Source organism: Collinsella sp. LCP19S3_B7, from assembly GCF_052121795.1.
Lineage (GTDB): Bacteria > Actinomycetota > Coriobacteriia > Coriobacteriales > Coriobacteriaceae > Collinsella.
The window spans coordinates 44,946-69,486 of the sequence record NZ_JBQKDO010000010.1 but is presented as its reverse complement, the minus strand read 5'-3'; the positions used below and the strand labels follow the sequence as shown (position 1 = coordinate 69,486).

Annotated in this window: 25 protein-coding genes; 24 read left to right on the top strand and 1 reads right to left on the bottom strand. The window is 60.7% G+C overall.

The annotated features are described in order from the left end of the window. Positions 1-7: 7 nt before the first annotated feature. From ACTQW0_RS05805 to ACTQW0_RS05760, 10 genes are all read left to right on the top strand, one after another. Positions 8-937 carry a YcjF family protein gene (locus ACTQW0_RS05805; RefSeq protein ID WP_427726909.1) on the top strand — a complete coding sequence of 310 codons (930 nt, stop codon included), beginning with the start codon at positions 8-10 and terminating at the stop codon, positions 935-937. 9 nt (positions 938-946) lie between these two features. Continuing rightward, complete coding sequence (locus ACTQW0_RS05800) at positions 947-2,824, top strand: TIGR03960 family B12-binding radical SAM protein (RefSeq protein ID WP_441567286.1); 1,878 nt, start codon at positions 947-949, stop codon at positions 2,822-2,824. After that, a complete protein-coding gene (locus ACTQW0_RS05795; protein WP_441537882.1) occupies positions 2,821-3,633 on the top strand; it encodes a TIGR03936 family radical SAM-associated protein in 813 nt (270 codons plus the stop codon). Before ACTQW0_RS05800 ends, ACTQW0_RS05795 begins: the two co-directional genes overlap by 4 nt. Before the next feature lie 67 nt (positions 3,634-3,700). After that, the gene (gene rplU / locus ACTQW0_RS05790) at positions 3,701-4,075 is read left to right on the top strand and encodes a 50S ribosomal protein L21 (RefSeq protein WP_035138585.1); all 375 of its coding nucleotides are present in this window, start codon (positions 3,701-3,703) and stop codon (positions 4,073-4,075) included. 33 nt (positions 4,076-4,108) lie between these two features. After that, on the top strand, positions 4,109-4,366 hold the full coding sequence (gene rpmA / locus ACTQW0_RS05785; RefSeq protein WP_154516202.1) for a 50S ribosomal protein L27: 258 nt from the start codon (positions 4,109-4,111) through the stop codon (positions 4,364-4,366). A gap of 85 nt (positions 4,367-4,451) precedes the next feature. Further along, positions 4,452-5,918 (top strand): GTPase ObgE, encoded by a 1,467-nt coding sequence (obgE, locus tag ACTQW0_RS05780; protein WP_441567284.1) that lies wholly within the window; start codon positions 4,452-4,454, stop codon positions 5,916-5,918. A 3-nt stretch (positions 5,919-5,921) separates the two neighbouring features. Then, entirely contained in the window at positions 5,922-6,599 is a 678-nt protein-coding gene (nadD, locus tag ACTQW0_RS05775; RefSeq protein WP_427718693.1) for a nicotinate-nucleotide adenylyltransferase, read from the top strand. An 87-nt stretch (positions 6,600-6,686) separates the two neighbouring features. Next, on the top strand, positions 6,687-7,220 hold the full coding sequence (gene yqeK / locus ACTQW0_RS05770; protein WP_427718844.1) for a bis(5'-nucleosyl)-tetraphosphatase (symmetrical) YqeK: 534 nt from the start codon (positions 6,687-6,689) through the stop codon (positions 7,218-7,220). 28 nt (positions 7,221-7,248) lie between these two features. Continuing rightward, positions 7,249-7,704: a ribosome silencing factor gene (gene rsfS, locus ACTQW0_RS05765; RefSeq protein ID WP_154516214.1), complete on the top strand. Its 456-nt coding sequence runs from the start codon at positions 7,249-7,251 to the stop codon at positions 7,702-7,704. A 256-nt stretch (positions 7,705-7,960) separates the two neighbouring features. Further along, complete coding sequence (locus ACTQW0_RS05760; protein ID WP_195838550.1) at positions 7,961-8,710, top strand: transposase; 750 nt, start codon at positions 7,961-7,963, stop codon at positions 8,708-8,710. 228 nt (positions 8,711-8,938) lie between these two features. Here ACTQW0_RS05760 and dinB read toward each other — a convergent pair whose 3' ends face one another. Then, positions 8,939-10,195 (bottom strand): DNA polymerase IV, encoded by a 1,257-nt coding sequence (dinB, locus tag ACTQW0_RS05755; protein ID WP_427794791.1) that lies wholly within the window; start codon positions 10,193-10,195, stop codon positions 8,939-8,941. A gap of 201 nt (positions 10,196-10,396) precedes the next feature. On the opposite strand from dinB, the gene rpsP reads away from it, so the two are divergent. The 14 genes from rpsP (at position 10,397) to ACTQW0_RS05685 (ending at position 24,532) form a co-directional block, all read left to right on the top strand. Beyond that, on the top strand, positions 10,397-10,747 hold the full coding sequence (gene rpsP, locus ACTQW0_RS05750) for a 30S ribosomal protein S16 (RefSeq protein WP_427717582.1): 351 nt from the start codon (positions 10,397-10,399) through the stop codon (positions 10,745-10,747). A gap of 42 nt (positions 10,748-10,789) precedes the next feature. Continuing rightward, positions 10,790-11,035: a KH domain-containing protein gene (locus ACTQW0_RS05745; RefSeq protein ID WP_154516529.1), complete on the top strand. Its 246-nt coding sequence runs from the start codon at positions 10,790-10,792 to the stop codon at positions 11,033-11,035. 34 nt (positions 11,036-11,069) lie between these two features. Continuing rightward, positions 11,070-11,561, top strand: coding sequence for a ribosome maturation factor RimM (gene rimM, locus ACTQW0_RS05740; RefSeq protein WP_441567313.1), 492 nt, complete (start codon positions 11,070-11,072; stop codon positions 11,559-11,561). Positions 11,562-11,571: 10 nt separating this feature from the next. After that, on the top strand, positions 11,572-12,330 hold the full coding sequence (trmD, locus tag ACTQW0_RS05735; RefSeq protein ID WP_441567281.1) for a tRNA (guanosine(37)-N1)-methyltransferase TrmD: 759 nt from the start codon (positions 11,572-11,574) through the stop codon (positions 12,328-12,330). Positions 12,331-12,332: 2 nt separating this feature from the next. Continuing rightward, positions 12,333-12,896, top strand: a complete 564-nt coding sequence (lepB, locus tag ACTQW0_RS05730; protein WP_441567279.1) for a signal peptidase I — start codon at positions 12,333-12,335, stop codon at positions 12,894-12,896. Positions 12,897-12,955: 59 nt separating this feature from the next. After that, the gene (locus ACTQW0_RS05725; RefSeq protein ID WP_006236091.1) at positions 12,956-13,867 is read left to right on the top strand and encodes a glycine--tRNA ligase subunit alpha; all 912 of its coding nucleotides are present in this window, start codon (positions 12,956-12,958) and stop codon (positions 13,865-13,867) included. 3 nt (positions 13,868-13,870) lie between these two features. Next, the gene (gene glyS / locus ACTQW0_RS05720) at positions 13,871-15,967 is read left to right on the top strand and encodes a glycine--tRNA ligase subunit beta (protein ID WP_441567277.1); all 2,097 of its coding nucleotides are present in this window, start codon (positions 13,871-13,873) and stop codon (positions 15,965-15,967) included. Between the two features lie 34 nt (positions 15,968-16,001). Next, positions 16,002-16,877 carry a pyruvate, water dikinase regulatory protein gene (locus ACTQW0_RS05715; protein WP_154516238.1) on the top strand — a complete coding sequence of 292 codons (876 nt, stop codon included), beginning with the start codon at positions 16,002-16,004 and terminating at the stop codon, positions 16,875-16,877. 342 nt (positions 16,878-17,219) lie between these two features. Continuing rightward, positions 17,220-19,970 carry a pyruvate, phosphate dikinase gene (gene ppdK / locus ACTQW0_RS05710; protein ID WP_441559131.1) on the top strand — a complete coding sequence of 917 codons (2,751 nt, stop codon included), beginning with the start codon at positions 17,220-17,222 and terminating at the stop codon, positions 19,968-19,970. 209 nt (positions 19,971-20,179) lie between these two features. Beyond that, complete coding sequence (gene rplS / locus ACTQW0_RS05705; RefSeq protein WP_117583231.1) at positions 20,180-20,521, top strand: 50S ribosomal protein L19; 342 nt, start codon at positions 20,180-20,182, stop codon at positions 20,519-20,521. 93 nt (positions 20,522-20,614) lie between these two features. Further along, complete coding sequence (locus ACTQW0_RS05700) at positions 20,615-21,403, top strand: ribonuclease HII (protein WP_154516244.1); 789 nt, start codon at positions 20,615-20,617, stop codon at positions 21,401-21,403. A gap of 188 nt (positions 21,404-21,591) precedes the next feature. Next, positions 21,592-22,077: a YraN family protein gene (locus tag ACTQW0_RS05695; protein WP_441015517.1), complete on the top strand. Its 486-nt coding sequence runs from the start codon at positions 21,592-21,594 to the stop codon at positions 22,075-22,077. Next, positions 22,077-23,600, top strand: coding sequence for a YifB family Mg chelatase-like AAA ATPase (locus tag ACTQW0_RS05690; RefSeq protein ID WP_427717565.1), 1,524 nt, complete (start codon positions 22,077-22,079; stop codon positions 23,598-23,600). Before ACTQW0_RS05695 ends, ACTQW0_RS05690 begins: the two co-directional genes overlap by 1 nt. After that, complete coding sequence (locus ACTQW0_RS05685; protein ID WP_441015515.1) at positions 23,600-24,532, top strand: DNA-processing protein DprA; 933 nt, start codon at positions 23,600-23,602, stop codon at positions 24,530-24,532. The genes ACTQW0_RS05690 and ACTQW0_RS05685 overlap by 1 nt, the downstream gene beginning before the upstream one ends. Positions 24,533-24,541 lie beyond the last annotated feature (9 nt).

The window sequence follows — 24,541 nt, the reverse complement described above, 5'->3', positions numbered from 1 at the left end:
GTTTGCCATGAAGATTCCCGTGGAAAAGCTGACCCGCGCTTTTAAAATGGGCGCGACCACCAAGAGGGATTCCGATACGCCGGTGCGCGTTTCGGTCTACCTGGATTCGACTGCCTCGCGTTTTTTGGTCGAGACGGTGCGCGATGCCTTTGTGCCGCAGACGACGTCGGGTATTGTGCGCGTTGAGCGCCTGGGTGAGGAGCGAATCGTCCCCAAGACCGATACCGACGTGGTACTGGTGCTTTCGTGCGGATCTGAGCGCCTTGAGAGTGCTGTACAGGAGCTCGTCATTGCCGGCGCGCCCGTGTGCGTGCTGGCCGAGTCCGCTGTCGAGGTGCCTTTTATCCAGGAGTCCACGCCCATGCTCGGCGTGGTAGCGGCCACCGATAAGACGTATCTGCTCGAGACACTCGCCCGCTGGATCCTGGACCGTACGGAAAAGGAGACGGCCTTTGCGGCGAACTTTGCCTTTATGCGCATCGCCGCCGCCAACCGCATCATCACCTCGTGCGCGCTTACCAATATGGCGACGGGCGCGCTGGTGTTTTTGCCGGGGGCCGATTATCCCGTTATGGCGCTGGCGCAGGTTGGCATGCTCTTTGAGCTTGCGGCTATCTTTGGGCGCGGCATTAAGCCCGAGCGCGGCTATGAGGTCGCGGGCGTGCTTGCCGGCGGCTTGGTAATGCGCGCCGTCACTCGCGCCCTGGTAAAGCAGACGCCGCATATCGGGTTTGCCGTCAAGGCGCTCTCCGCCGCCCTCGGCACCTATGGCATGGGCCGTGCGCTCGTGTCTCTCTACGAGCGCGATATCGACTACAGCCGTGCCAACGAGGTGGTTGCCGCCACGTTCTCGCGCGTCCGCGACCTGGTGACCACGGTTGCCGGCGCTACCCGTCCCATGAATCCTTTTGAGGATGCATCCGATCTCGCTGCTTAGGGGTTTCTTTTGCGCGTTCCATACCAAGACTGTTTTCATTTGATCGAGCCGCTGCTCGCGAAGGTCGAAAAGCCGAGTCGCTATATCGACCACGAGTGGGGTACGCTCTCCAAGGCCGATGCCGACTATCGTTGCTGCATGATTTACCCGGACGTGTACGAGGTCGGCCTGCCCAACCAGGGTATCGCCATCCTGTACAACATCCTTAACCAGGCCGAGGGCATCTCCTGTGAGCGCGGTTATGTGCCGTGGCCCGATATGGGCGATGCCATGCGCGAGGCCGGTATCCCGCTGCTGTCGCTCGAGGGCGCAGCGCCCGTGGCTTCGTTTGATATCGTCGGTATGCATGTGCCGCACGAGATGGCTGTGACGAACTTTCTCGAGGCGCTCGACCTCGCCGGCATTCCGCTGCTGGCGGCCGACCGCACCGAGGACGATCCCATCATCGTCGCCGGCGGACCTTCGGTTTATAACCCCGAGCCGTATGCGGCCTTCTTCGATGCCATCCTGATTGGCGAGGGTGAGGAGTCGCTGCTCGAGATCTGCCAGTTGCATCGCCGCCTGCGTGACGAGGGTGTCCCGCGCGCCCAGATTGTCGAGCGGCTCGCGAGTGTCTCCGGTACCTACGTGCCGTCGCTGTACGAGGTGCGCTATGACGAACCCTGCTCACCGCACGGCTACACCGTGCCGCGCGAGGGTAAGGACGTCCCGCCGGTGGTCTACAAGCGCGTCGTCGAGGACTTTGGCGCTACCAATCCATTGTCGCAGTCGTGCGTGCCCTATGCGCAGCTCGTTCACGATCGCCTGTCTATCGAGATCCTGCGCGGCTGCGCTCGCGGTTGCCGTTTTTGCCAGGCCGGCATGACGTATCGCCCGGTGCGCGAGCGCTCGGCAGACCAGATCGTGTCCTCGGTGATCCAGGGCCTGGAAAAGACCGGCTATGACGAGGTGTCGCTCACCTCGCTTTCGACCACCGACCACTCCTGCATCCGCGACGTGCTTGGCAGGCTCAACCGCCGCCTGGAAGATACGGGCATTCGCGTGTCCATTCCCTCGCAGCGCCTGGATTCGTTTGGCGTGGATATGGCCGAGTCGGTCGCCGGCGAAAAGAAGGGCGGCCTGACGTTTGCCCCCGAGGCCGGTAGCCAGCGCATGCGCGACATCATCAACAAGAACGTGACCGAGGAGGACGTGGACCGCGCGGCCAAGGCGGCCTTCGAGGCCGGCTGGAACCGCATGAAGCTCTACTTTATGATGGGTCTTCCCGGTGAGCGCGATGAGGATATCGTGGCCATCGCCAACCTGGCCGATCACGTGCTGGAGCTCGGCCGCTCCGTGGTACCCAAGGCGCGCCGCGGCTCCATCTCGGTGTCCATCTCGGTGTCGGTGTTTATTCCCAAGGCCGCCACGCCTTTCCAATGGTGCCCGCAGCTCGATTACGACGACGTCAAACGCCGCCAGAAGCTCCTCATTACGAGCGTTCGCAACCGTGCGGTCCGCGTGCACTACCACGATGCCGAGACCTCGCTTATCGAGGCGGCGCTGTCTCGTGCAGGCCGCGACATGACGCCGGTCATCATCGATGCCTGGCGTGCCGGTTCGCGTTTTGACGCCTGGGTGGAGCATTTCTCGCTCGATAACTGGAAGGAGGCCGCGGCCAAAAACGGCATCGACCTCAACGAGCTCGTGCACCTGCCCTACGAGCTGGACTGGCACCTGCCCTGGGAGCACGTGAGCCCCGGTTGCTCGCGCGGCTTCCTCGAGCGCGAATACCGCCGCTCGCTGGAGGGCGTCACGACTCCCGACTGCACCCGCACGTCGTGCACCGGCTGCGGAATCTGCCCCACGCTCCACGCCAAGAACGTATTGGTGGGTGATCGCGCATGAGTGAGCGCTTGACCGACAACCCCACGCTCTTTAGGCTGCGCGTTCGCTACGGCAAGCGCGACCGCCTTAAGTACCTGGGCCATTTGGAACTAATCCATACCATTGAGCGTATCGTGCGTCGCGCGGGCCTGCCCTATGCTGTGACGCAGGGCTTCTCTCCGCACATGCGCGTGGGTTTTTCCTCGGCGCTGCCCGTGGGCACGTCGTCGACCTGCGAGTGGTATGACCTGTTTATGACCGAGTTCGTCGCGCTCGACGAGGCCTTTGGGCGCCTGGCCGCGGCATCTCCGGCCGATCTGGCCCCCATCGAGGCCGCATACATCGACGTGCGCACGCCGGCGCTCACGGCCCAGCTCACGCGTCTGTCGTACCGCATTGACCTGCATCTGGACCCTGAGGCGCCGGTCGCTGTCGACGAGGTGCGTCGCGCAATCGACACGTTGCGTGCGGGCCACGGCATCGACTATGCGCGCGGCAAAAAGAGCAAGCGCCTGGACTTGGACCATACGCTCGTGGGCTACGAGCTTAAGGCAGGGGAGCGCCCGGACCATCTGGTGCTCATACTCGACACCCATGCCGACAACGAGGGCTCCATGCGTCCGGAAATTTTGCTTTCTGCTGCTGATGTTTTGTTGCAGGGCTTGACCCCGGGCGTCGATGCACCTATTGTTTCCACCGGTATGCAAGACCTCGTGACCATCTGCTCCTACGATGTCGAGCGTCAGAATCAAGCATGCGAAGACGACGAGGGCCGACTCGTCAGCCCCATACCTGTGCGAACTTGTGGATTTGCTCCACATACTCGTTGACGGGGGTATTATCGCCTGCTACTATATTCGGCTGTTGCACTAACTGATGCATGAAGGGCAAGTAAACATGTACGCAATCGTTAACACGGGCGGCAAGCAGTACAAGGTCGCCACCGACGATGTAATCACCGTCGAGAAGATCGAGGGCAATGAGGGCGACAAGGTCACCCTGCCGGTCATCTTCCTCAACGATGGTAAGAAGATCGTCACCGATCCCGACAAGCTGGCCAAGGCCAAGGTTACCGCTCAGATCGTTGAGCAGTTCAAGGGCGAGAAGCAGCTGGTCTTCAAGTTCCACAAGCGTAAGCGCTATCGTCGTCTGAAGGGTCACCGTCAGCAGCTCACCAAGCTGAAGATCGTGAAGGTTCAGGCTACCTCCCGCGCCAAGAAGGCTGTCAAGGCAGAGGCTGAGGCTGTTGCCGAGGCTCCCGTCGCCGAGTAGATTACACTCGTAACGAAAGAGTAGGTATACACAATGGCACACAAAAAAGGACTCGGTTCCTCCCGTAATGGCCGTGACTCCCGCGGTCAGCGCCTTGGCACGAAGCGCTTCGCCGGCCAGACGGTAACCACGGGCACGATTCTCGTCCGTCAGCATGGCACGCACATCCACCCGGGTGCGAACGTTGGCCGTGGCAAGGACGACACGCTGTTCGCGCTGGTCGACGGTACCGTTGAGTTCCACAAGGGTATCAAGCACAGGGTCAGCGTACGCCCGCTCGCGAACGCGTAATTCACCCTTCATAGAGCACATATGTGGGAGGCACTTGAGTTTTAGGATTCAAGGGTCTCCCTCTTTTTTGTAGGAGGCGATTCTGTTGTCACAGTTCACCGATATCAGCCGCATAAACGTTTGCGGTGGCGACGGCGGAGCCGGATGCATGTCGTTTAGGCGCGAGGCATTTGTCCCCAAGGGCGGCCCCGATGGCGGCGACGGCGGCCGTGGCGGCAATGTCCTCATCCAGGCCGATGCGCAGCTGTCTTCGCTGATCGATTACCGCTTTAAGCATCACTTCCGTGCCGAGCGCGGCACGCACGGCCAGGGCGCCCGTCGCAATGGCAAGAGCGGCGAGGACCTGATTTTGAAAGTTCCCATGGGCACCGTAGTCCGCGAGCTCGATCCCGAGACGCAGACCCCGATGTTCGAGATTGCCGACCTGGTGCACGATGGCGAGCGCGTTGTCGTGGCGCCCGGTGGGGCCGGCGGTCTGGGCAACACCCACTTTGTGACGTCGGTGCGCCGCGCGCCCGCGTTTGCCCAGCTGGGTGAGCCGGCCGAGGAGCACTGGATCGAGCTCGAGATGAAACTTATGGCCGATGCCGCGCTCGTGGGCTTTCCCTCGGTGGGCAAGTCCTCGCTCATCGCGCGTATGAGCGCCGCCCGTCCTAAGATCGCCGACTACCCGTTTACCACGCTCGTGCCCAATCTGGGCATGGTGCGTGCCGGCGAATATTCTTACGTCGTTGCCGACGTCCCCGGTCTCATCGAGGGTGCGAGTGAAGGCAAGGGCTTGGGTCACCAGTTCCTGCGCCATATTGAGCGCACTGCTTTGATCATGCACGTTGTCGATATGACGGGCGGTTTTGAGGATCGCGATCCGGTCGAGGACTATCGCATCATTAACCGTGAGCTCGAGCAGTATGGTGCCGAGCTCTCGGAGCGCCCGCAGATCGTCGTCGCCAACAAGTGCGATGCGCCGGGCACGGCCGACAAGATTGCCGACCTTAAGCGCGCGGCGCTCGACGACGGCCATATGTTTTTTGCCGTTTCTGCTGTGACGGGTGCCGGCCTCAACACCCTGATGCTTGCCGTGGGCGAGCAGGTGGCTAAGCTCCGCGCGGAGCTTGCGGTTTCCGATGAGCCGGTCGATTTGCGCGATGAGGAGTGGGAGCGTCGCCGTCTGCAGCGCGAGAAGCGCTTCCGCATTGTTGAGGAAGAGCCGGGTGCTTTCCGCGTGGTTGGTCGCGCGATCGAGCGCATGGTCATCCAAACCGACTGGGAAAACGAGGAAGCTGTCATCTACCTGCAGCATAAGTTTGCGCGCATGGGTGTCGACGACGCGCTCGAGAAGGCCGGCTGCCGTGCGGGCGACGAGGTTCGCATTTGCCAGCGCGCCTTTGACTTTGAGGGCGCCGAGGACTTCTCGGAGTTCGAGGACGAGCTCGAAGATGCTGGCGTTGAGGTTATTGACGTAGCGGCCGAGGGTGTGGACGTGGCTAATGTTACCGAGGGCTCCGAAGGCGCTACCCAAGTCGACGTTATTGAGACCCCGGAGGGCGAGTAAGCCATGTCGCTGCGCGGTGGAATCGGATTGCCAGAGCTGCCCATCAAGGATGGGCACGAGTTTCGGCTTGGCATTATGGGCGGCACCTTTGACCCGATTCATTACGGGCACTTGGTTACCGCCGAGCAGGCTCGCGAGTCGCTCGACTTGGACGCTGTGCTTTTTATGCCGGCCGGCTCTCCTGCCTTTAAGCTCGACAAACCGGTGACGCCTGCCGAGGACCGTTATGCCATGACGGTCCTCGCGACTGCCGCGAACCCGGCCTTTTTGGCAAGCCGCTTCGAGATCGATCGTGCCGGTGTCACCTATACAGCCGATACGCTGCGTGCCCTTCGCGAGTTTTACCCGCCACAGGTGAAGCTTTACTTTATTACGGGTGCCGATGCGATTATCGATATTGTGACCTGGCACAATGCTCACGAGATTGCCGAACTGGCAACCTTTATCGCTGCGACACGCCCCGGCTTTGACATCGATACGGCCCGGTCGAGGATTAAGGAATCGGGGCTGCCCTTCGATGTGCGCTATATTCAGATTCCGGCGCTGGCAATTAGCTCGACCAACATTCGCAAGCGGGTTGCCCGCGGCATGAGCGTGCGCTATCTTACGAGCGAGTCCGTGCTCGGCTATATCCGTAAACGCGGCCTGTATGCCGATCTTGGGCAAGACGATTTTGATTGACGGGGGGAAACGTTGTCGGTAGAAGATCAGTTTGAGGGCGACGAGCGTGCGCTCTTGACGCGTATCCACGAGTTGCTCGATGTGCGCATGAAGGATAAGCGTAAGCGCTACGTGCATTCGCTCGGGGTTGCCGAGACGGCGCTGCACCTAGCCGAGGTATACGGTGTCGACCGCTTTGATGCCGCTGCCGCCGGCCTGATCCATGACTGGGACAAAGTGCTCTCCGACGACGAGCTGGTCACGCGCGCTCTGCATTATGGCATTAAGATTGCCGGCTCTCCGTCTGCCGCGACGCCGCTTTTGCATGGCCCGGTTGCCGCCTATGAGCTTCCGCAGCTTTTTCCCGAGCTGTCGCCGGCGGTCTTTCAGGCTGTCGACCGTCACACCGTGGGCGCTTGCGACATGACGCCACTCGATATGGTGGTCTTTGTGGCCGATGCCATCGAACCCAACCGCCACGGCGATTATGCCCATGCGCTGCGCAAGATGGTGGGGAAGTCCTCGCTCGACGAGTTGTTCTTCTCCTGTTTTGCGCAGGGTCTGGTCTATGTGATCCAGTCCGGGCGCTATCTTTATCCCACGGCTATTACGATTTACAACCATTACGCCCAGCTGCGCTAGCTCGGGTGCGTCTAGAAAGAGGTATTCCATGGCCGATGAGACCATGACCGACGAGCAGATTCTTGAAAGTGTGGAGCACAAGAGTTTCGTGGCCACGTCCGACCGCACCGCCGCGACGCTCTCCGCCAGCGGTGTCGCCGCCGAGGATGTCGCCCGCGCTGCCGCGCAGGCCGCCTACGACAAGAAAGGCGAGGACGTTCAGGTGCTCGACCTGACTGAGCTTTCCGATGTGTGCGACTACTTTGTCCTTGCTACCGGCACCAACAACCGCCAGGTTGATTCCATCGTCGACGAGATTGAGGAGAAAGTCGCCGAGGCTTGCGGCGAGCACCCGTTTTCCATTGAGGGCCGCGAGCAGAAGACCTGGATGCTCATGGACTACGGTTCGGTTGTCGTCCACGTCTTCACTCCCGAGGCACGTGAGTTCTACCGCCTCGAAAAGCTCTGGGGTGACGCTCCCCAGCTCTCCCTGGACCTCCTCTAGTAGCTCATTTGGGCGGGGCTTCTCATTAGTTAATTTGGGACGGGGCTTTTTTAGCTACCCTCAAGTATTTCGCCGGGCAGTCGCGTTTTTCCGCAGCCGCCCGGCTTTCTTTTTGCCCAAAAGTAGCTAATTTGGGACGGGGCTTTTTTAGCTACTACCTACCGTTCGCCGAACATCGCGATTTATAGCTCCCAGTACGTTTTTTTCTACTCTGGCTCGGGTAACGTAATTGTCATCTGTAGAGGAGGGGATGCGTATGACTCGGACTGCGCGAGAAATCTCTGTATATGGTTTTTACCATGTCGTCCAAAAGGGATGTGCCGACCAACTCATATTTGAGGATGACGAAGATCGGCTCTATCTGATTCGGCTGATTGCTTCGAAATGCCAGAAGTTTAAAGTGGATGTCATCGCGTGGTGCCTTATGGATAACCATATTCATCTTCTGCTTGACGACGAGCATGTTCATCTGAGCGATTGCATGCATTCGATTACGACGGCGTATGCCATGTATTTCAACTCAAAGACAGGCAGGAAGGGGCCTGTTTTCCAGGATCGATTTAAGAGTGTGCCGATCCTCGATGATGATCAGCTGCTCAACTGCGTGAGATACATTCACGACAATCCCGCGAAGGCGAGGATTGGGACCGCTTCGCTGTATCGATGGAGCAGCTTTCGCGAGTATATGGGATATCCGGGTATCTGTAAAACGGATTGCGTTCTCGGGTTGCTTGGTGACTCTCAGAGATTTTTTGCCTTCAGCACCTCGGGTGAGCCCAATCGCTATTGCTTCCGTGACGGCGCTCATGTGAGCGACACAGATGCGCTGGAGTTTGCGCAGGCGCTTCTTAAGCCGTACGAGCCTCATCACCTTAAGGCTTTGCCAAAGGGGGCGCGCGATGCCTGCATTCGTACTTTGAAGAGCGAGGGCTTTTCGATTAAACAGATCGTCCGTCTTACGGGCATTGGACACTGCACCATACAAAAGGTCAAAGTCAAAAAATAGCTCATTTTGGACGAGGTCTGTGTTGTGACCGCGTCAGGTATGGGTTGGGTAGCTAATTTGAGACGGGGCTATTTTAGCTAACCCTACAAATCGGTTGAGTTTTATTCCGGCCCCGGGTGATTCGCTGCCAGCTGAAGGGTAGCTAAAAAAGCCCCGTCCCAAATTAGCTGCCCCGTACTACCCTGACAATCTAAAGTAGCTAAAAAAGCCCCGTCCCAAATTAGCTACTTAGTGGGAGGAGAAGCGTGATTGGCGGCCGAAGGATAGGGCGGTGTCGCCGAACTTGTCTCGGACTGCGTCGATGGCGACGGAGAGGTCACGGCGGTCGCTGGATTGGGCTCCGCGGTCGTCGACTTCGCAAAACAGGTCGGTCTGTATGCCGCCTTGATGATTGAAGTCACTCATGCCTATGCCGGCAAGGCGTACATGCATTCCTTCCTGCCAGATGTTGTCGAGCAACTCGATCGCTACCGCCACAAAGATGTTCTCGTCGTCGGTGGGATGGGGGAGTCGTCGCTGTGCCGAGCGACCGCTGCCGTACGAGTACTTAAGTTTGAGCGTCACCGTGGTGCCGGTAAGCCCCTGGCGGCGCAGGCGACGTCCGACGGATTCGCCCAATAGTGCAATCGCCGCTTCGATGTCCCCGCGCTCGGTCAAATCTTTCGCAAAGGTGCGCTCATTGCTTACCGACTTGACCTCACGCTCTTCATCGAGGCTCGTGACTTCGGAAACCTCGAGCCCCAACGCACGCTGGCGCATGCGCTCGCCGTTAACGCCAAAAATCGCAGACAGTGTGGATTCCGGTGCGCGCGACAGCTCGCCCAGCGTGTAAATCCGCATGCGGCGCAGCCGCTCCTCGGCCGAGCGCCCGATACCGCTCATGGCAGAAACAGGTAACGGCGCCAGAAAACGCTGCTCAGTTCCCGGGCGTACGACCGTAAGCCCAAACGGCTTGTCTCGCTCGCTTGCAATCTTGGCTACCGTTTTGTTGCAACCGACGCCGATGGAGCAGGTCACCCCCAGTGCCGCCACGCGATCGCTGATGCGTCGTACGACGAGCAGTGGGTCCTCGGGCGCAAAGCGGCCCGGCGTGATGTCGATAAAGGCCTCGTCGATGGACACGCGCTCAACGCGTGGTGTCTCGTCGGCAAGAATATTCATGACCTGTGCGCTGACCTCGTGGTAGCGATCGAAATGCCCGTGTGTCCAAATGGCCTGCGGACATAGGCGGCGTGCCTCGGCCGAGGGCATGGCGGAGTGCACGCCAAAGCGACGTGCCTCGTATGAGCAGGTGGAGACGACGCCGCGAGATTCGGCGTCTCCGCCCACGATAAGCGGCTTGCCGCGCCACTCGGGATGATCGAGCATCTCCACACTCGCAAAAAACGCATCGAGATCCATCAGACCCACCGCCGGACCCGTCCAGGGCGGCGGCGTGACGCCCGCAGTATCCTCATAACCGTATGTATGTTCGCATCTTTTCATGGCATGAGTATACCGCGCAGCTCATGTGGGGTGCGTGGATGTGCTTGCAAATCGCGAATTCTTGTCTAAGATATGGATTTGCCTTCGACTACACCGAAGAAGTTGGTCTCACGGACTTCACCTGCCCGCGTCGATGGCGTATTATGTTCAACTGTTTGTTTGTAGTTGCAGCCTAAAGCTGCTTGGTTGGAGGAGTTTCCTTTGGCAGTCAAGATTCGCCTTGCTCGTCACGGCGCTAAGAAGCGTCCGTACTACCGTGTCGTCGTCGCCGATTCCCGCGCCCCGCGTGACGGTCGTATCATCGAGGAGGTTGGCCGCTACAATCCGATGACCGCCCCCAAGACCATCAACCTCGATCTCGAGAAGATCGCTGACTGGCAGTCCAAGGGCGCTCAGCTCACCGACGCTGTCGCCGCCCTGGTCAAGGCCGCCAACGAGGGCGAGAAGACCGAGACCGTCGTCAAGAAGTCCAAGAAGCAGCTCGCCAAAGAGGCCGAGGCCGCTAAGGCTGCCGCTGAGGCCGCTGAGGCCGCTGAGGGCGCCGAGGAGTAAATCGTGCCTGAGGTTGACGCTGCACAGCTCGAGGGTGAGGCAATGCTCTCAGATCGCATCGCCGATCTCGTCGAATATCTCGTTGTTCAGATCGTCGACGACCCGGATTCCGTGAGCCTGGAAGTTATCGATGGCGACGATGCCTCAACTATTGAGGTTTCGGTTGCCGAGGATGACGTAGCTAAGGTCATTGGCCGTCGCGGCCGTACCATCAAGGCCATTCGCACGCTCGCCCGTGCACTGGCCGCTCGCCTCGACACTTCCGTCGAGGTAGAGGTTCTGGGCTAGGACCTTGAGGTCCCAGTACAAAAACATCGCCCGTGTGGTTAAGCCGCACGGAAGGAAGGGGGAGGTCCTCGCGCAGCCGCTGCGGGGGCTTCCTTCTGTATTGGAGCCGGGTATGCGCGTCGCCCTGACGCCACCGGCGCTCAAGCGTGACCGCTTTTGCACGGTTACATCCGTTACCGATACGGGCGATGGCGATCTGGTTTCGTTTGAGGGCATTGACGACTTGACGGCCGCCGAGGGCATCACGGGTTGTTTCGTTCTGGCGGACCGTGATGACTTTGAGCTCGATTCGCTTGACGCTGCCTATACCGACCTTATGGGTCGCGAGGTGGTTGACGAGCGCTTTGGGTCGCTCGGAACGATCGTTGAGATTATGTCGACGCCCGCCAACGACGTTTGGGTTGTCGAGGGTGATCGGTATGGCGAGGTGCTGATTCCCGTGATCGAGCAAGTTGTGCTCGATCTTCCCGATCGGGGAGCAATATCCGTCCACGTTATGGACGGCTTGATCGATATGGACGAGTAGGGAGGACAACATGCTGATCGAGACCCTTTCGGTCTTTCCCGAGATGTTTGAACCCGTCATGTCCACATCGATCTTGGGCCGTGCCCGCAAGGCCGGCCTTTTTGATTTTAAGGCGTATAACCTGCGCGACTGGACGCACGATCGCCATCGTACCGTCGATGACGAGCCGTACGGCGGCGGTCAGGGCATGCTCATGAAGGTAGAGCCTATTGCCGAGGCCATCGAGGCCATCAGCTCTGAGGGCCCCAAGCCCACCGTGGTGTTCTTTACGCCCTGCGGTGAGCCTTTTACACAGCATGTAGCCGAGCGCCTGCTCCAAAGCGAGCGCCTGCTGTTTGTGTGCAGCCGCTACGAGGGTGTCGATGAGCGCGCGTATGCCTATGCCGACGAGCGCCTGTCGATCGGCGACTATGTGCTCACGGGCGGCGAGCTGCCTGCTATGGTCGTTGCTGACGCCGTCGTGCGTCTGATTCCCGGCGCGCTTGGTGACGAGATGAGCAACGTTGACGAATCATTCTCGACCTCCGAGGACGGAGGCCTGCTCGAGTACGCGCAGTACACCCGTCCTGCCGAGTTTAACGGCGAGGGCGTGCCTCCCGTGCTTGTAAGTGGTGACCACGCCAAGGTTGACGCCTGGCGCCGCAAGAACGCCATCGAGCGCACCTGTCGCTGGCGTCCCGATCTGATCGAGACGGCGCGGCTTACGCCTAAGGAGCGTGCGTACGCGCAAGAGATTTTGGACGCTTCGTATTCGCAGAGCGAGGAGTGAGAATGGTTCCGTCGCAGCATTCCATACTAAAGGATGCGTTTGAGTGGGTCGTGGTCGTCGCGATTGCGCTCGTCGCCACCTTCTTGATTCGCTCGTTTGTGGTCGAGCCCTTTGTGGTGCCCACCGGTTCCATGGAGTCCACGATTGAGATTGGCGACCAGATCCTGGCGCAAAAGGTGACGCTTGAGCTCGGCCAGCCTGTCAAACAGGGCGATATTGTGGTGTTCCACAACCCCGATGGCACCTCTGAGCACGATGTGCTCGTCAAGCGGGTCATCGCTACGGCCGGCCAGACGGTCAACCTGCAGGACGGCAAGGTGGTCGTTGACGGCCAAGCGCTCGACGAGGACTATACGACGGGCATGAGCTGGCCACTGTCGGTCCAGGCGCCTGGTGCTCAGGTGAGCTATCCCTACACCGTCCCTGACGGGTGCGTGTGGGTGATGGGCGACAACCGCGAGAACTCAGCCGACTCACGCTACTTTGGTCCCGTCGATCGCTCTGATTTGATCGCTGTGGCGCTTGTGCGCTACTGGCCGCTCAACCGTCTGGGCGCTATCGACTAAAAACCGCTATAGTACAGTACCTAACCGTGTAATCGTTTCGACGAGGGGATATTAGAGGCATGAACGCTTCATCGCTTTCCTTCCAAGACATCATCCTGCGCCTCCAGCAGTACTGGGGCGAGCAGGGCTGCGTCATTATGCAGCCCTATGACTCCGAGGTCGGTGCCGGTACCTTCCATACCGCGACCACGCTGCGCTCGCTCGGTCCTGCCGAGTGGCGCACCTGCTATGCGCAGCCCTGCCGCCGTCCCGCCGACGGCCGCTACGGCGAGAACCCCAACCGCATGCAGCACTACTATCAGTTCCAGGTGCTCATCAAGCCCTCGCCGGTCAACGCCCAGGAGCTTTACCTGGGGTCTCTTGCCGCCATTGGCCTGGACCCCAACGACCATGACGTTCGTTTTGTCGAGGACGACTGGGAGAGCCCGACGCTCGGTGCCTGGGGCCTTGGCTGGGAGGTCTGGCTCAACGGCATGGAGGTCACGCAGTTTACGTACTTCCAGCAGGTGGGCGGCATCGAGGTCGACCCCGTGCCCGTCGAGATCACCTACGGCCTGGAGCGCATCGCCATGTACGCCCAGGGTGTCAACTCCGTCTATGACCTGGTGTGGAGCTATTTGCCCGACGGCACGCCCATGACCTACGGTGACGTGTTCCTGGAGAACGAGCGCGAGTTTAGCGCCTACAATTTTGAGGTCGCTAACGTCGAGATGATGCGTCAGAAGTTTGACGACTACGAGGCCGAGTGCCACTCCTGTCTGGAGCGCAAGCTGCCGCTGCCCGCATACGACTGCGTCATGAAGTGCAGCCATGCCTTCAACCTGCTCGATGCCCGCGGCGCCCTGTCCGCAGTCGAGCGCGCCAACTACATCCTGCGCGTCCGCGCCGTCGCCAAGGCGTGCTGCGAGGCCTATATGGCCGAGGTCGCCGGAGTTAACGAGAATGCCGACCAGGAAGGCGAGGTGGCGTAAGCCATGGCAGACGCTAAGGATTTCCTGTTTGAGATCGGTACGGAGGAAATGCCCTCCGCACCGCTGAACAATGCCGTCAAGCAGCTTGGCGATATGATCGCCAAGGGCCTCGACGAGGCCGGCCTGGCCCATGGCGAGGTCCGCGTGATCTCGAGCCCGCGTCGTCTGGCTGCGCTCGTGGCCAACGTCGCCACCGCGACCGATGAGGTCCACGAGGTCAAGCGCGGCCCTGCGGCAAACATTGCCTTCGATGCCGACGGCAACGCCACCAAGGCCGCCCAGGGCTTCGCCCGCAAGTGCGGTGTGGCTGCCGAGGACCTGATCCGTCGTGAGGATACCGACGGCCGCGAGTACGTGTTCGCCGAGAAGAACATTCCCTCCGCGCCGGCTACCCCTATTCTGACGGCCCTGTGCGAGAAGACGATCGCGGGCCTGCAGTGGCCCAACTACCGCAGTCAGCGCTGGGGCCACGAGCACGCTACGTTTGTGCGTCCGGTCCGTTGGATCTGCTGCCTTCTGGGCGAGGACGTTGTGCCCGTGACGTTTGCCGATGTGACGAGCGGCAATACCACGCGCGGACATCGCGTGCTGGGCGCCGGTGACCATGTTGTCGCCAGTCCTGCCGTCTACGAGCAGGTGCTCGAGGACGCCGGCGTGCTCTCTGCCGAGCGTCGTCGTGAGGCCATCCTTGCCGGTATTGCCGAGGTCGAGGCCGCTCGCCCTGGCTGCCATGTCGATACGCCCAAGAAGGTCTTCGAGGAGGTCATTAACCTCTGCGAGTGGCCGACGGTGCTCGTCGGTACCTTCGACGAGGAGTTCCTCAAGGTCCCGCACGAGATCATCTGCGAGTCCATGCTCACCAACCAGCGCTACTTCCCGATCTATGACGTCGAGGGCAAGCTCACGCGTGAGTTCGTGGTCGTCTCCAACAGCAAGCCCGAGAATGCCGAGCGTGTGATCGACGGCAACGAGCGCGTCGTGCGCGCCCGTCTGGACGATGCCAAGTTCTTCTACGAGGAGGACCTGAAGATCTCCCTCGACGAGTTCCGTGAGCGTCTGGCCAAGGTTGCCTTCCAGGAGAAGCTCGGCAGCGTGCTCGCCAAGTCCGAGCGCATTGAGCAGCTCGCGCTCGCTATTGCCCGCGAGGCCCATCTGGGCGCCCACCTCGCTGCCGATGCCGCTCGCGCCGCGCACCTGTGCAAGGCCGACCTGGTTTCCAACGCTGTCGTCGAGTTCACGAGCCAGCAGGGCGTGATGGGTGGCTATTACGCGACTGCGATGGGGGAGAACGACGAGGTCGCCCACGCCATTCGCGATCACTATCGTCCCCGCTTTGCCGGCGATGAGCTGCCCGAGGGCACCGCTGGCTGTATCGTGGCCTGTGCCGACAAGCTCGATACCATTGCCGGTATCTTTGCCATCGGTGAGCCCCCGACCGGCTCTTCTGACCCCTACGCGCTGCGTCGCGCCGCTATCGGCATTATCAACATCCTGCGCGATCGTCTGCCGATCGACCCCACGACGCTCATCGACTTTGCCCTTGAGCTCTATAGCGAGCAGGGCATCGAGTTCGACGCCGCCGAGGTCGCCCAGCAGGTCCGTGACTTCTTCCACGGCCGTCTGGTGAGCATGGCCCGCGACGAGAAGATTCCGGCGGATACCGTCGCCGCCGTCTCCGCGGTGCACATCATCGCTCCGTCCGTCTTCTTCGCCCGCTGCGCCGCGCTCGACGAGGCTCGTAAGAACGATGCCGAGACCTTCGACAACCTGGCTACTGCCTATGCCCGCGCCGCGCACATCTCCAAGCCCGAGCTGGGTATGGAGTATGATCGCAGTCTGATGGGTGAGGCCGAGCTCGCGCTCGCCGATGCCTCCGAGGCTGCTCAGACCGCTGTCGATGGCGCCCTTGCTGCCGAGGATTACCCGGCCGCATTTGCCGCCCTTGCCGCCCTGCGTGCCCCCATCGACCGCTTCTTCGACGAGGTTATGGTCATGGACAAGGACGAGCAGCTCCGCGATAATCGCCTTAAGCTGCTCAACCGCTTCGAGGCCGTTTTCTCTGGCATCGCCAACATCGGTGAGCTTGCCCGCAAAAAGTAAGCCAGCCTGCGCATAAGCGCAAAAGGAGCCCCGCATGGATTGCCCGGTCACCGCTCGTCCCACCGTTATCGTTATCTCCGACTCGCTCGGTGATACCGCTTGTGAGGTGGTGCTTGCGGCGTCCGGGCAATTTGATGAAGGGGCTTTTCGTCTCTTGCGCTTGCCCAAAGTGAACTCGGTGGAGCAGGTCAAGTCGTTTGTGGGCCCGCGCGTCGATGCGGACCATCGTGATATCGCCGTGTTCCACACTATCGTCGATCCGGCGCTTCGCGCCCGCGTGCTCGATTACCTGGGTATGCTGCATATTCGCTCTGTCGACCTGATCGGTCCGACCCTTGCCGTGCTGTCGTCGCTCATCGGTGTGCCGCCCAAGGGCGTTGCGGGCGTTATTCACAAAACGGATGACCGCTATTTCCACCGCATTGAGGCTATGGAGTATTTCGTTGAGCACGATGACGGGCGCGGTTGCGACGACCTTTCGGGGGCCGATATCGTGCTGCTGGGCGTGTCGCGTACGTCCAAAACGCCGCTGTCGATGTATTTGGCCTATCAGGGTTACAAGGTCGCAAACGTTCCGCTGGCGCACGGCATGGAGCCGCCGAAGTCGATTTACGAGGTCGACCCGATGCGCCTGTTCGGCCTGATTTCGACCGTTGACGTAATTTCTGAGATTCGCGACAGCCGCTTGGGCGATGACTACGCCCGCGCCGTCGCCGGCTCCTATGCCGAGCCCGAGAGTGTGCGCAGCGAGCTTGAGGAAGCCCGTGCCCTCATGAAGCGCCTAGGCTGCTTTGTGGTGCGTACCGACGGTAAGGCGATTGAGGAGAGTGCATCCGAGATCATCGGTCATTTGGAGGAAATCCAAGAAGCTCGAGCCCGTCGTGCCGCTCGCCGAGCCCAACAAAAGTAGCTAATTTGGGACGGGGCTTTTTTAGCTACCCCGGCTGAGGCCGCGAGCTTTTTGGCCGATTGCCGACGGGGTAGCTAAAAAAAGCCCCGTCCCAAATTAGCTACTTATGGTAAAGCGATTTAGCAAAGTTCTTTCAGTTAACCTGCAAGTCTCCTACACTGGTATCTTCATAAGGTAACCACCTTTATCTACCGTTTACCGTCAGTTTTACCACGTTTACCAAACCTCGCACCCTCTACGCAAGCACTTCCAATACCCGCCGTATAGTACCCTCACGGCTCGCATCCGGCGGGTCGATTCGTTACCACGGTCGTGCGCGACAGCGCATGGAAGGGGAGTATCGTGAGCGATTGCAAGAGGGTTTACCGTTTTGGAACCGACGCCCAGGGCACCTGTGTCACTGAGGGCGACAAGTCCATGAACTTCGTGCTTGGCGGCAAGGGTGCAAATCTTGCCGAGATGAGCCGCATCGGCCTGCCGGTTCCCGGTGGCTTTACCATTACCTGCCAAACCTGTGTCGAGTACTCCGGTGCCGGCAACGTGTGGCCCGAAGGCGCACTCGATGAGATCGTTGCCGCCGAGGCCGATCTCGAGGCCCGCTGCGGCAAGAAGCTTGGTGACGCATCCGACCCGCTGCTCGTGTCGGTTCGCTCGGGTGCTCCGTTCTCCATGCCCGGCATGATGGACACGGTCCTCAACTTGGGCCTTAACGACGACTCCGTTCTGGGCCTCATTGCCCAGACGCAAAACCCGCGTTTTGCCTGGGATAGCTACCGCCGCTTTATCCAGATGTTCTCCAACGTCGTTATGGGTGTCGATGCCGACTTGTTTGAGAACGCCCTGACCCAGGCTCGCTTGGTCGCCGGCGTTCGCGTCGATTCCGAGCTTTCGGCCGAGGATCTGCAGGAGCTCGTCGAGACCTTCAAGGGCATCTTCTCCGAGAACGTCGAGGCTGCCCTGTATCCCGAGCTCGAGGTTGTCGACGGCAAGCCCGTCTTCCCGCACGATCCGGAGCTCCAGCTGCGCCTTGCCATCCAGGCCGTCTTTGGCAGCTGGATGAACGAGCGCGCCTGCATCTACCGCAAACAGCATGGCATTTCCGACGAGCTCGGTACCGCCGTCAACGTCCAGGCCATGGCTTTTGGCAACAAAGGCGAGACCTCTGCGACCGGCGTCGCCTTTACGCGCAATCCGGCCGATGGCACCAAGGAGTTCTACGGTGACTTTTTGGTTAACGCCCAGGGTGAGGACGTCGTCGCCGGCATCCGCAACACTGAGCCCATCGCCGACCTCAAGACCACCCCGGGCCTCGAGTCCGCTGGTGAGGAGCTCGAGCGCGTTTTCCTGACGCTCGAGGATCATTACCGCGATATGTGCGATATCGAATTCACCATCGAGCAGGGTAAGCTCTGGATGCTCCAGACCCGCGTGGGCAAGCGTACCGCAACCGCCGCGCTGCGCATCGCCATCGAGATGGTCGAGGAGGGCCTCATCACCCGCGAGGAGGCCGTGAGTCGCATCGATCCGGCGCAGCTCGACCAGCTTCTGCATCCGCAGTTCGACTCCTCCAAGAAGTACGAGGCCCTGGCCTGCGGCCTTAACGCCAGCCCCGGCGCCGCCGTAGGCGAGGTCGTGTTCTCGAGCGACGATGCCGTCGCGCGCGCCAACGAGGGCCACAAGGTCATTCTGGTTCGCTGGGAGACCAACCCCGATGACTTGAAGGGCATGGTCGCTGCCGAGGGCATCCTTACCAGCCACGGCGGCAAGACGAGCCATGCCGCCGTTATCGCCCGCGGTATGGGTACGCCCTGCGTCTGCGGCGTTGAGCGCTTCCATATTGACGCCGCCGAGAAGGTCGTGCGCATCGAGGGCAGCGACCGCGTGCTTCACGAGGGCGACATCATCTCCATCGACGGCACTCAGGGCATTGTCGTCGATGGCGCCGTCGATCTGGTCTCCGCCGAGCTCACCGGCGATCTGGACACCATTCTGTCCTGGGCAGACGAGATTCGCCTGGACGAGACCGACGGTCACGCCAACCACGTGCGCGTCAACGCCGACAACCCCGAGGATGCCGCGCTCGCACTCGAGTTTGGCGCCGAGGCCATCGGCCTGTGCCGCACCGAGCACATGTTCCTGGGCGATCGCAAGAACATTATCCAGAGCTTTATCCTGTCCGACGACGAGGCCGTGAAGCAGCAGGCCCTGGCCGACCTGCTCAAGGTTCAGACCGAGGACTTTCTGGCGATGTTTAAGACCATGTCCGGTCGCGATGTGGTCGTTCGCCTGCTCGATCCGCCGCTGCATGAGTTCCTGGATAATCCTCGCGAGCTCGAGGTCGCCATCACCAAGAAGGAAGCCGCCGGCGCCGGCGAGGAAGAGCTTGCCACCCTGCGTGCCCGCCTGCGTCGAATCGACGGCATGGTTGAGTCCAACCCGATGCTCGGCTTGCGCGGTGTGCGCCTGTCCGTTGTCTTTGGCGATCTGCCGCTCATGCAGGTTCGCGCCGTCGCCACGGCTGCTGCCCGCCTTATCAAGGAGGGCGTCGACCCGCGCCCCGAGATCATGGTCCCGCTCGTTTCCATCACAGCCGAGCATGTCCAGACCCGCGAGGTCATCGAGCGCGTGATCGCCGAGGTATCCGCCGAGGAGGGCGTCGAGCTCAATATTCCCGTGGGCACGATGCTCGAGCTGCCGCGCGCCTGCATGGTCGCCGACGAGATCGCCCACCATGCCGACTTCTTCTGCTTTGGCACCAACGACCTCACCCAGACAACCTTCGGCTTCTCGCGCGACGACGCCGAGGCCAAGTTCATCCCGCTGTACATGCACAAGAAGATCCTGAAGGATAATCCCTTCGAGACCATCGACGCGGCGGTGCTCGAGCTGGTGCGTATGGCAGTCGAGAAGGGTCGCGCCGCCAACCCCGACATGCACTTTGGCGTGTGCGGCGAGCACGGCGGCGACCCCAAGTCCATCAAGGGCCTGTTCAACGTGGCCGATGTGGACTACGTGTCCTGCTCGCCCTATCGCGTGCCCCTCGCACGACTGGCTGCCGCCCAGGCCAAGCTCGATGCCAAGCGTTCCGCCTAGCGTTTAGTGTATAGACCCCTAGCGTAGCCCCCTTCATGCCGCCCGTCTCATTTGTGAGGCGGGCGGTTATCATGTGCGGGTTTTGTCTTTTTGTCTGCGAAAAAAATTGTTCTTGCAGCAGAAACCCGCGCGTGTATACTCGAATACGTTTGTTCAACTACGTGCCGGCCAAGGTGGTACGGCACCTCTAGAAGAGTAAGGAATTGCACATGGATTACATCCGCGCAATCGAGCGTCAGCAGATCCGCGAGGACATCCCGCAGGTCCGCGTTGCCGACAACGTCAAGGTTCACTACCGCATTAAGGAAGGCGACCGCGAGCGCATCCAGGTTTTCCAGGGTGACGTCATCCGCATGGCCGGCGCCGGTGCCCGTGAGACCTTCACCGTCCGCAAGATTTCCTTCGGTGTCGGTGTTGAGCGTACCTTCCCGCTTCACAGCCCCAAGATCGCCAAGCTCGAGGTCGTCCGTCATGGTCGCGTCCGTCGCGCCAAGCTGTACTACCTCCGCGACAAGGTGGGCAAGGCTGCTCGCATCCCCGAGAAGCGCTAAGAAGATCGCAGCGTCTGTCCACTCGTTTGGACACAAGGGTCACCTTCGGGTGGCCCTTCTTTTTATCTGATTTCCATGCAAGGAGGGCCTGGTATGGCCAATATGACGAGCTCGATTTCGGCATCGCAGGTTGCCGGCGAGCTGGCGAGTGCCACGTTCGAGGAGATTCCCGCCCTCGTGGAGCACTATCGCGAGGATCCGCGCCAGCAGGTGATCAAGGCTTGCGAACGCGCACTTAAGCGCCATGCCAAGGAACTTTCCGAGCGCGAGCGCGTCAACGGCATGTACGAGCTGATGCATGAGCTCGGCGGCGATGGCGTGGTCGTTGGTGTTGACGAGGTGGGGCGCGGCTCTGTCGCCGGCCCGTTGACGGTCTGCGCTGTCTGCCTTCCCATGGAGCCGCGCGTTTGGGGCATTAACGATTCCAAAAAGCTCACGCCTGCCCGTCGTGAGCTGCTCTCGGTGCAGATTGCCGAGGTGGCTACGGCCATTGGTTTTTGCCATATCGCGCCTGCGGACATCGATGAGATGGGCATGGCCCGCGCCATCCGCGCTGCCGTCGCGGGCGCGGTGGCCGATACGGGGCTCGAGCCCGATTGCGTGCTTATGGACGGCAACCCCTTGGGTGCCGTCCCTAACGAGCGCGATGTGGTGAAGGGCGATGCCAAAATCGCCTGCATCGCCGCTGCTTCCATTATGGCCAAGGTCACGCGTGACGAGATGATGGTCGAGTACGATGCCGAGTATCCCGAATATCATCTTGCTGAGTCAAAGGGCTATGCGAGCCCCGAGCACATTGAGGCTATTCGTAAACATGGCCTTTCTCCGTTGCATCGTGTGAGCTTCTGCGGAAATTTTTTGCAGACGGAGCGTCTTTTTTAAGGCAAATATGGAGACAGGGACTTCTGGGATTTTATAAACCAGCTGGTGGGGACCGCATGCAACGCAATTGTTGCATGCGGTCCCTTTTTTGTTTGTTTTTGGTTGGTCTTTGGTTTTCTTTTGGTACTTACCCGCAAGAAAGGCGGCCTCATGATCGGGTCAATATCGTGCGCGGGAAAGGAGACCCCATGTGCGCCGCAAGTGCAAAGAGCAAGACGCAACAGCTCAAAGAGCTTTGGGAGAGCGGGGAGATTGATTGCGCGTCGATTACGCCTGGGTTCATTAAGGGCCTCAGTCCTCGAGAACTGGGCATGCTGGGCGAGCTTATTGCAATCGATTACTTTCGCGAGCGCGGTTATGCCCTCTTGGAACAGGGCTACCGGTGTCCCGAGGGCGAGGCCGATCTGGTACTGCTTGATGAACTTGATGATGTCGTGGTGATGGCTGAGATCAAGACAAGGCGCGTCGCCCTAGATTGCAACACGCGGATCTTTCCCGAGGAGGCGGTGGACGCCCAAAAGCAGCGTCGCTACCGCCGTATCGCGAGTTGTTACCTTATGGATCACTATCCCCTTAAGGCGATTCGCTTCGACGCGGTGGGCGTTACTATCCGCGGCGGTCATATTGCGGAGATTGAGCATCAATACAACGCATTCGATTGGCAGGTATCGTGATGGCGTTTGACACCTTTGCCGTCCACGCTGCATGCATTCGTGGCGTCGAGGCGATTCCCGTCACGGTCGAGGTCTCGCTTGCCGGCGGTATTCCGGGTATCCAAATGCTTGGCATTCCAAGTATGGAGGTGATGGAGTCGCGTGGCCGCATACGCTGCGCAATGCGCTCGGCGGGATTTGAGATTCCACGAGCGGGCATTACCGTCAACTTGGCTCCGGGCGACATCCGTAAAACGGGCAGTGGTTTTGACCTGCCGATTGCCATCGCGGTACTGGCGGCCGATGGGCAGATTCCCCGCGACCATCTAGACCATTGCCTTATTGCCGGTGAGCTCGGGCTGGATGGTAGCGTGCTGCCCGTAAAAGGCGAGGTTGCGTTTCAGTTGTTGGCGCGTGATATGGGCCTGTCCTTTATTGCAGGAAGGTCGGATCAACATGTGCCGCTTGCCGGTGTGGACTGTGGCTTTATCGACCATCTGTCTCAGCTCGCCCGCGGTATGGGCGAGGCGGCTCGGCATTATCTGGATTCCGAGGGTGTCGAGGCGTCGTTTGAGCCAGAACTTGATTATGCCGATGTGCTGGGGCAGGAGGTTGCCAAGCGCGGCATTGCGCTCGCGGCGGCGGGGGAGCTCGGCCTGCTTATGATTGGCTCGCCGGGTTCGGGCAAGACCATGCTCGCACGCCGCATGACGGGTATCTTGCCCGAGCTTTCTCTCGAGGATCAGCAAGAGGCGCTGTGCATCCATTCGGTCTTGGGCGAGAACATCGATGGTTTGCTGGCGGGACACCGGCCGTTCCGTAGCCCCCACCACAGCATTTCGACTGCGGGCCTTATTGGCGGCGGACGGCCGGTGCACCCGGGCGAGATTAGCCTGGCGCACGGCGGCGTGCTCTTTTTAGACGAGCTTGCCGAGTTTCCCAACAGCGTGCTGCAGACACTCCGTCAGCCCATAGAGCGCGGCTACGTCAAGATCGTACGCGTCGATGGGGCTTTCACGTTTCCCTCGCGGTTCCAGCTGCTTGCCGCGAGCAATCCCTGTCCCTGCGGCTTTTTGGGCGATCGCGAGGTACCGTGCCGCTGCTCGGCTTCGATGGTTGAGCGCTATCGGTCTAAGCTACGTGGTCCCTTGGCCGATCGTATTGACCTTATGATTGACGTGACCCGACCCGACCCGCAGGTAATTATCGAGGGTGCCGAGGGTATGTCGTCAGCTGAACTACGTGACTATGTTGTGCGGGGTCGGGCATTTCGTGCCTGGCGTGAGTCCCGTTTGGACGATGCAGATGCCGAGGCCGAGGACGATGAGTCACGTTCCATCGACGGCGTCGTTTCGACCTTTGCGCTCGATGGGGCAGCGGAAAAGTGCGTGCTCGGCCTGTCGAGGCGCACGCATCTTACCGGTCGCGGCATCGTGCGCTTGGTGCGTATCGCGCGCACGATTGCCGATGTTGCCGAAAGTGAGCGGGTAACCCAAGACCACGTGCTCGAGGCGGCGATGTACCAGGGGAGGAGGGACCAGTAATGCCCGAGGAGACTTTTGAGCTGCATCCCGGTGATGCGTTGTATCCAGATACCGTTTTGGAGCTCTCTGATGTACCCCAGACGCTTTATGTGCGTGGCGACCCCGCCGCACTGTCGACGCCCGCGCTCTCCATCATCGGCGCTCGCAAGGCCTCGCCGTACGGCCTTGCCGTGGCAGAGCTGGCCGCGAAAGTTGCGGTCGAGGCGGGGGTGACGGTGGTCTCGGGCGGTGCGGTCGGCTGCGACCAGGCCTCGGGTTGGGCCGCGGTCAACGCTGGTGGCAGGCACGTCGTGGTGTTGGGTACGGGCGCCGACGTGGTTTACCCGCGCTCGAGTGCAGGGCTGATCGCGCGCACGATCGATACGGGCGGCGCGGTCGTGTCCATCTCGCCTTGGGGTATGGGGCCACGCAAGTTTGCCTTTCCGCGGCGTAACCGGGTGATTGCCGCGCTTTCGCAGGCGCTGTTCGTGTCGGAGGCCGGCATGCCCTCGGGCACGTTCTCGACAGCGGAGGCCGCCATGGACCTGGGGCGCGAACTGCTCGCGGTACCTGGCTCCATTTTGTCACCAGAGTCGCGTGGGACCAACTACCTCATCGCCAACGGGGCCTGCTGCATTGTTGACGAGGAGTCTATTGAGATGGCCATCTCGCGAATTTACGGCACCCTGCGCTATTCGCGTCCCGATGCGCCCGGTATCGCCGATCTGGACCCCACGCAGCAGGCCGTGATGCACGCGCTCATTGCCTCGCCGCTCAAGGTCGATGACATTGCCGCGCTCGTCTCCCTCGATGCCGTCGGCGTGCTCAAACTTCTGGGCTCACTCGAGCTCGAGGGACTCATCGAGCGCATGATGGATGGAAGGTATGCGCCCTCAAAGTTTGCGCTTCACGCTCAGACGCCCTTCGGTCACAATGGAAAGCGTGTCAATTAGAAAGGTGTT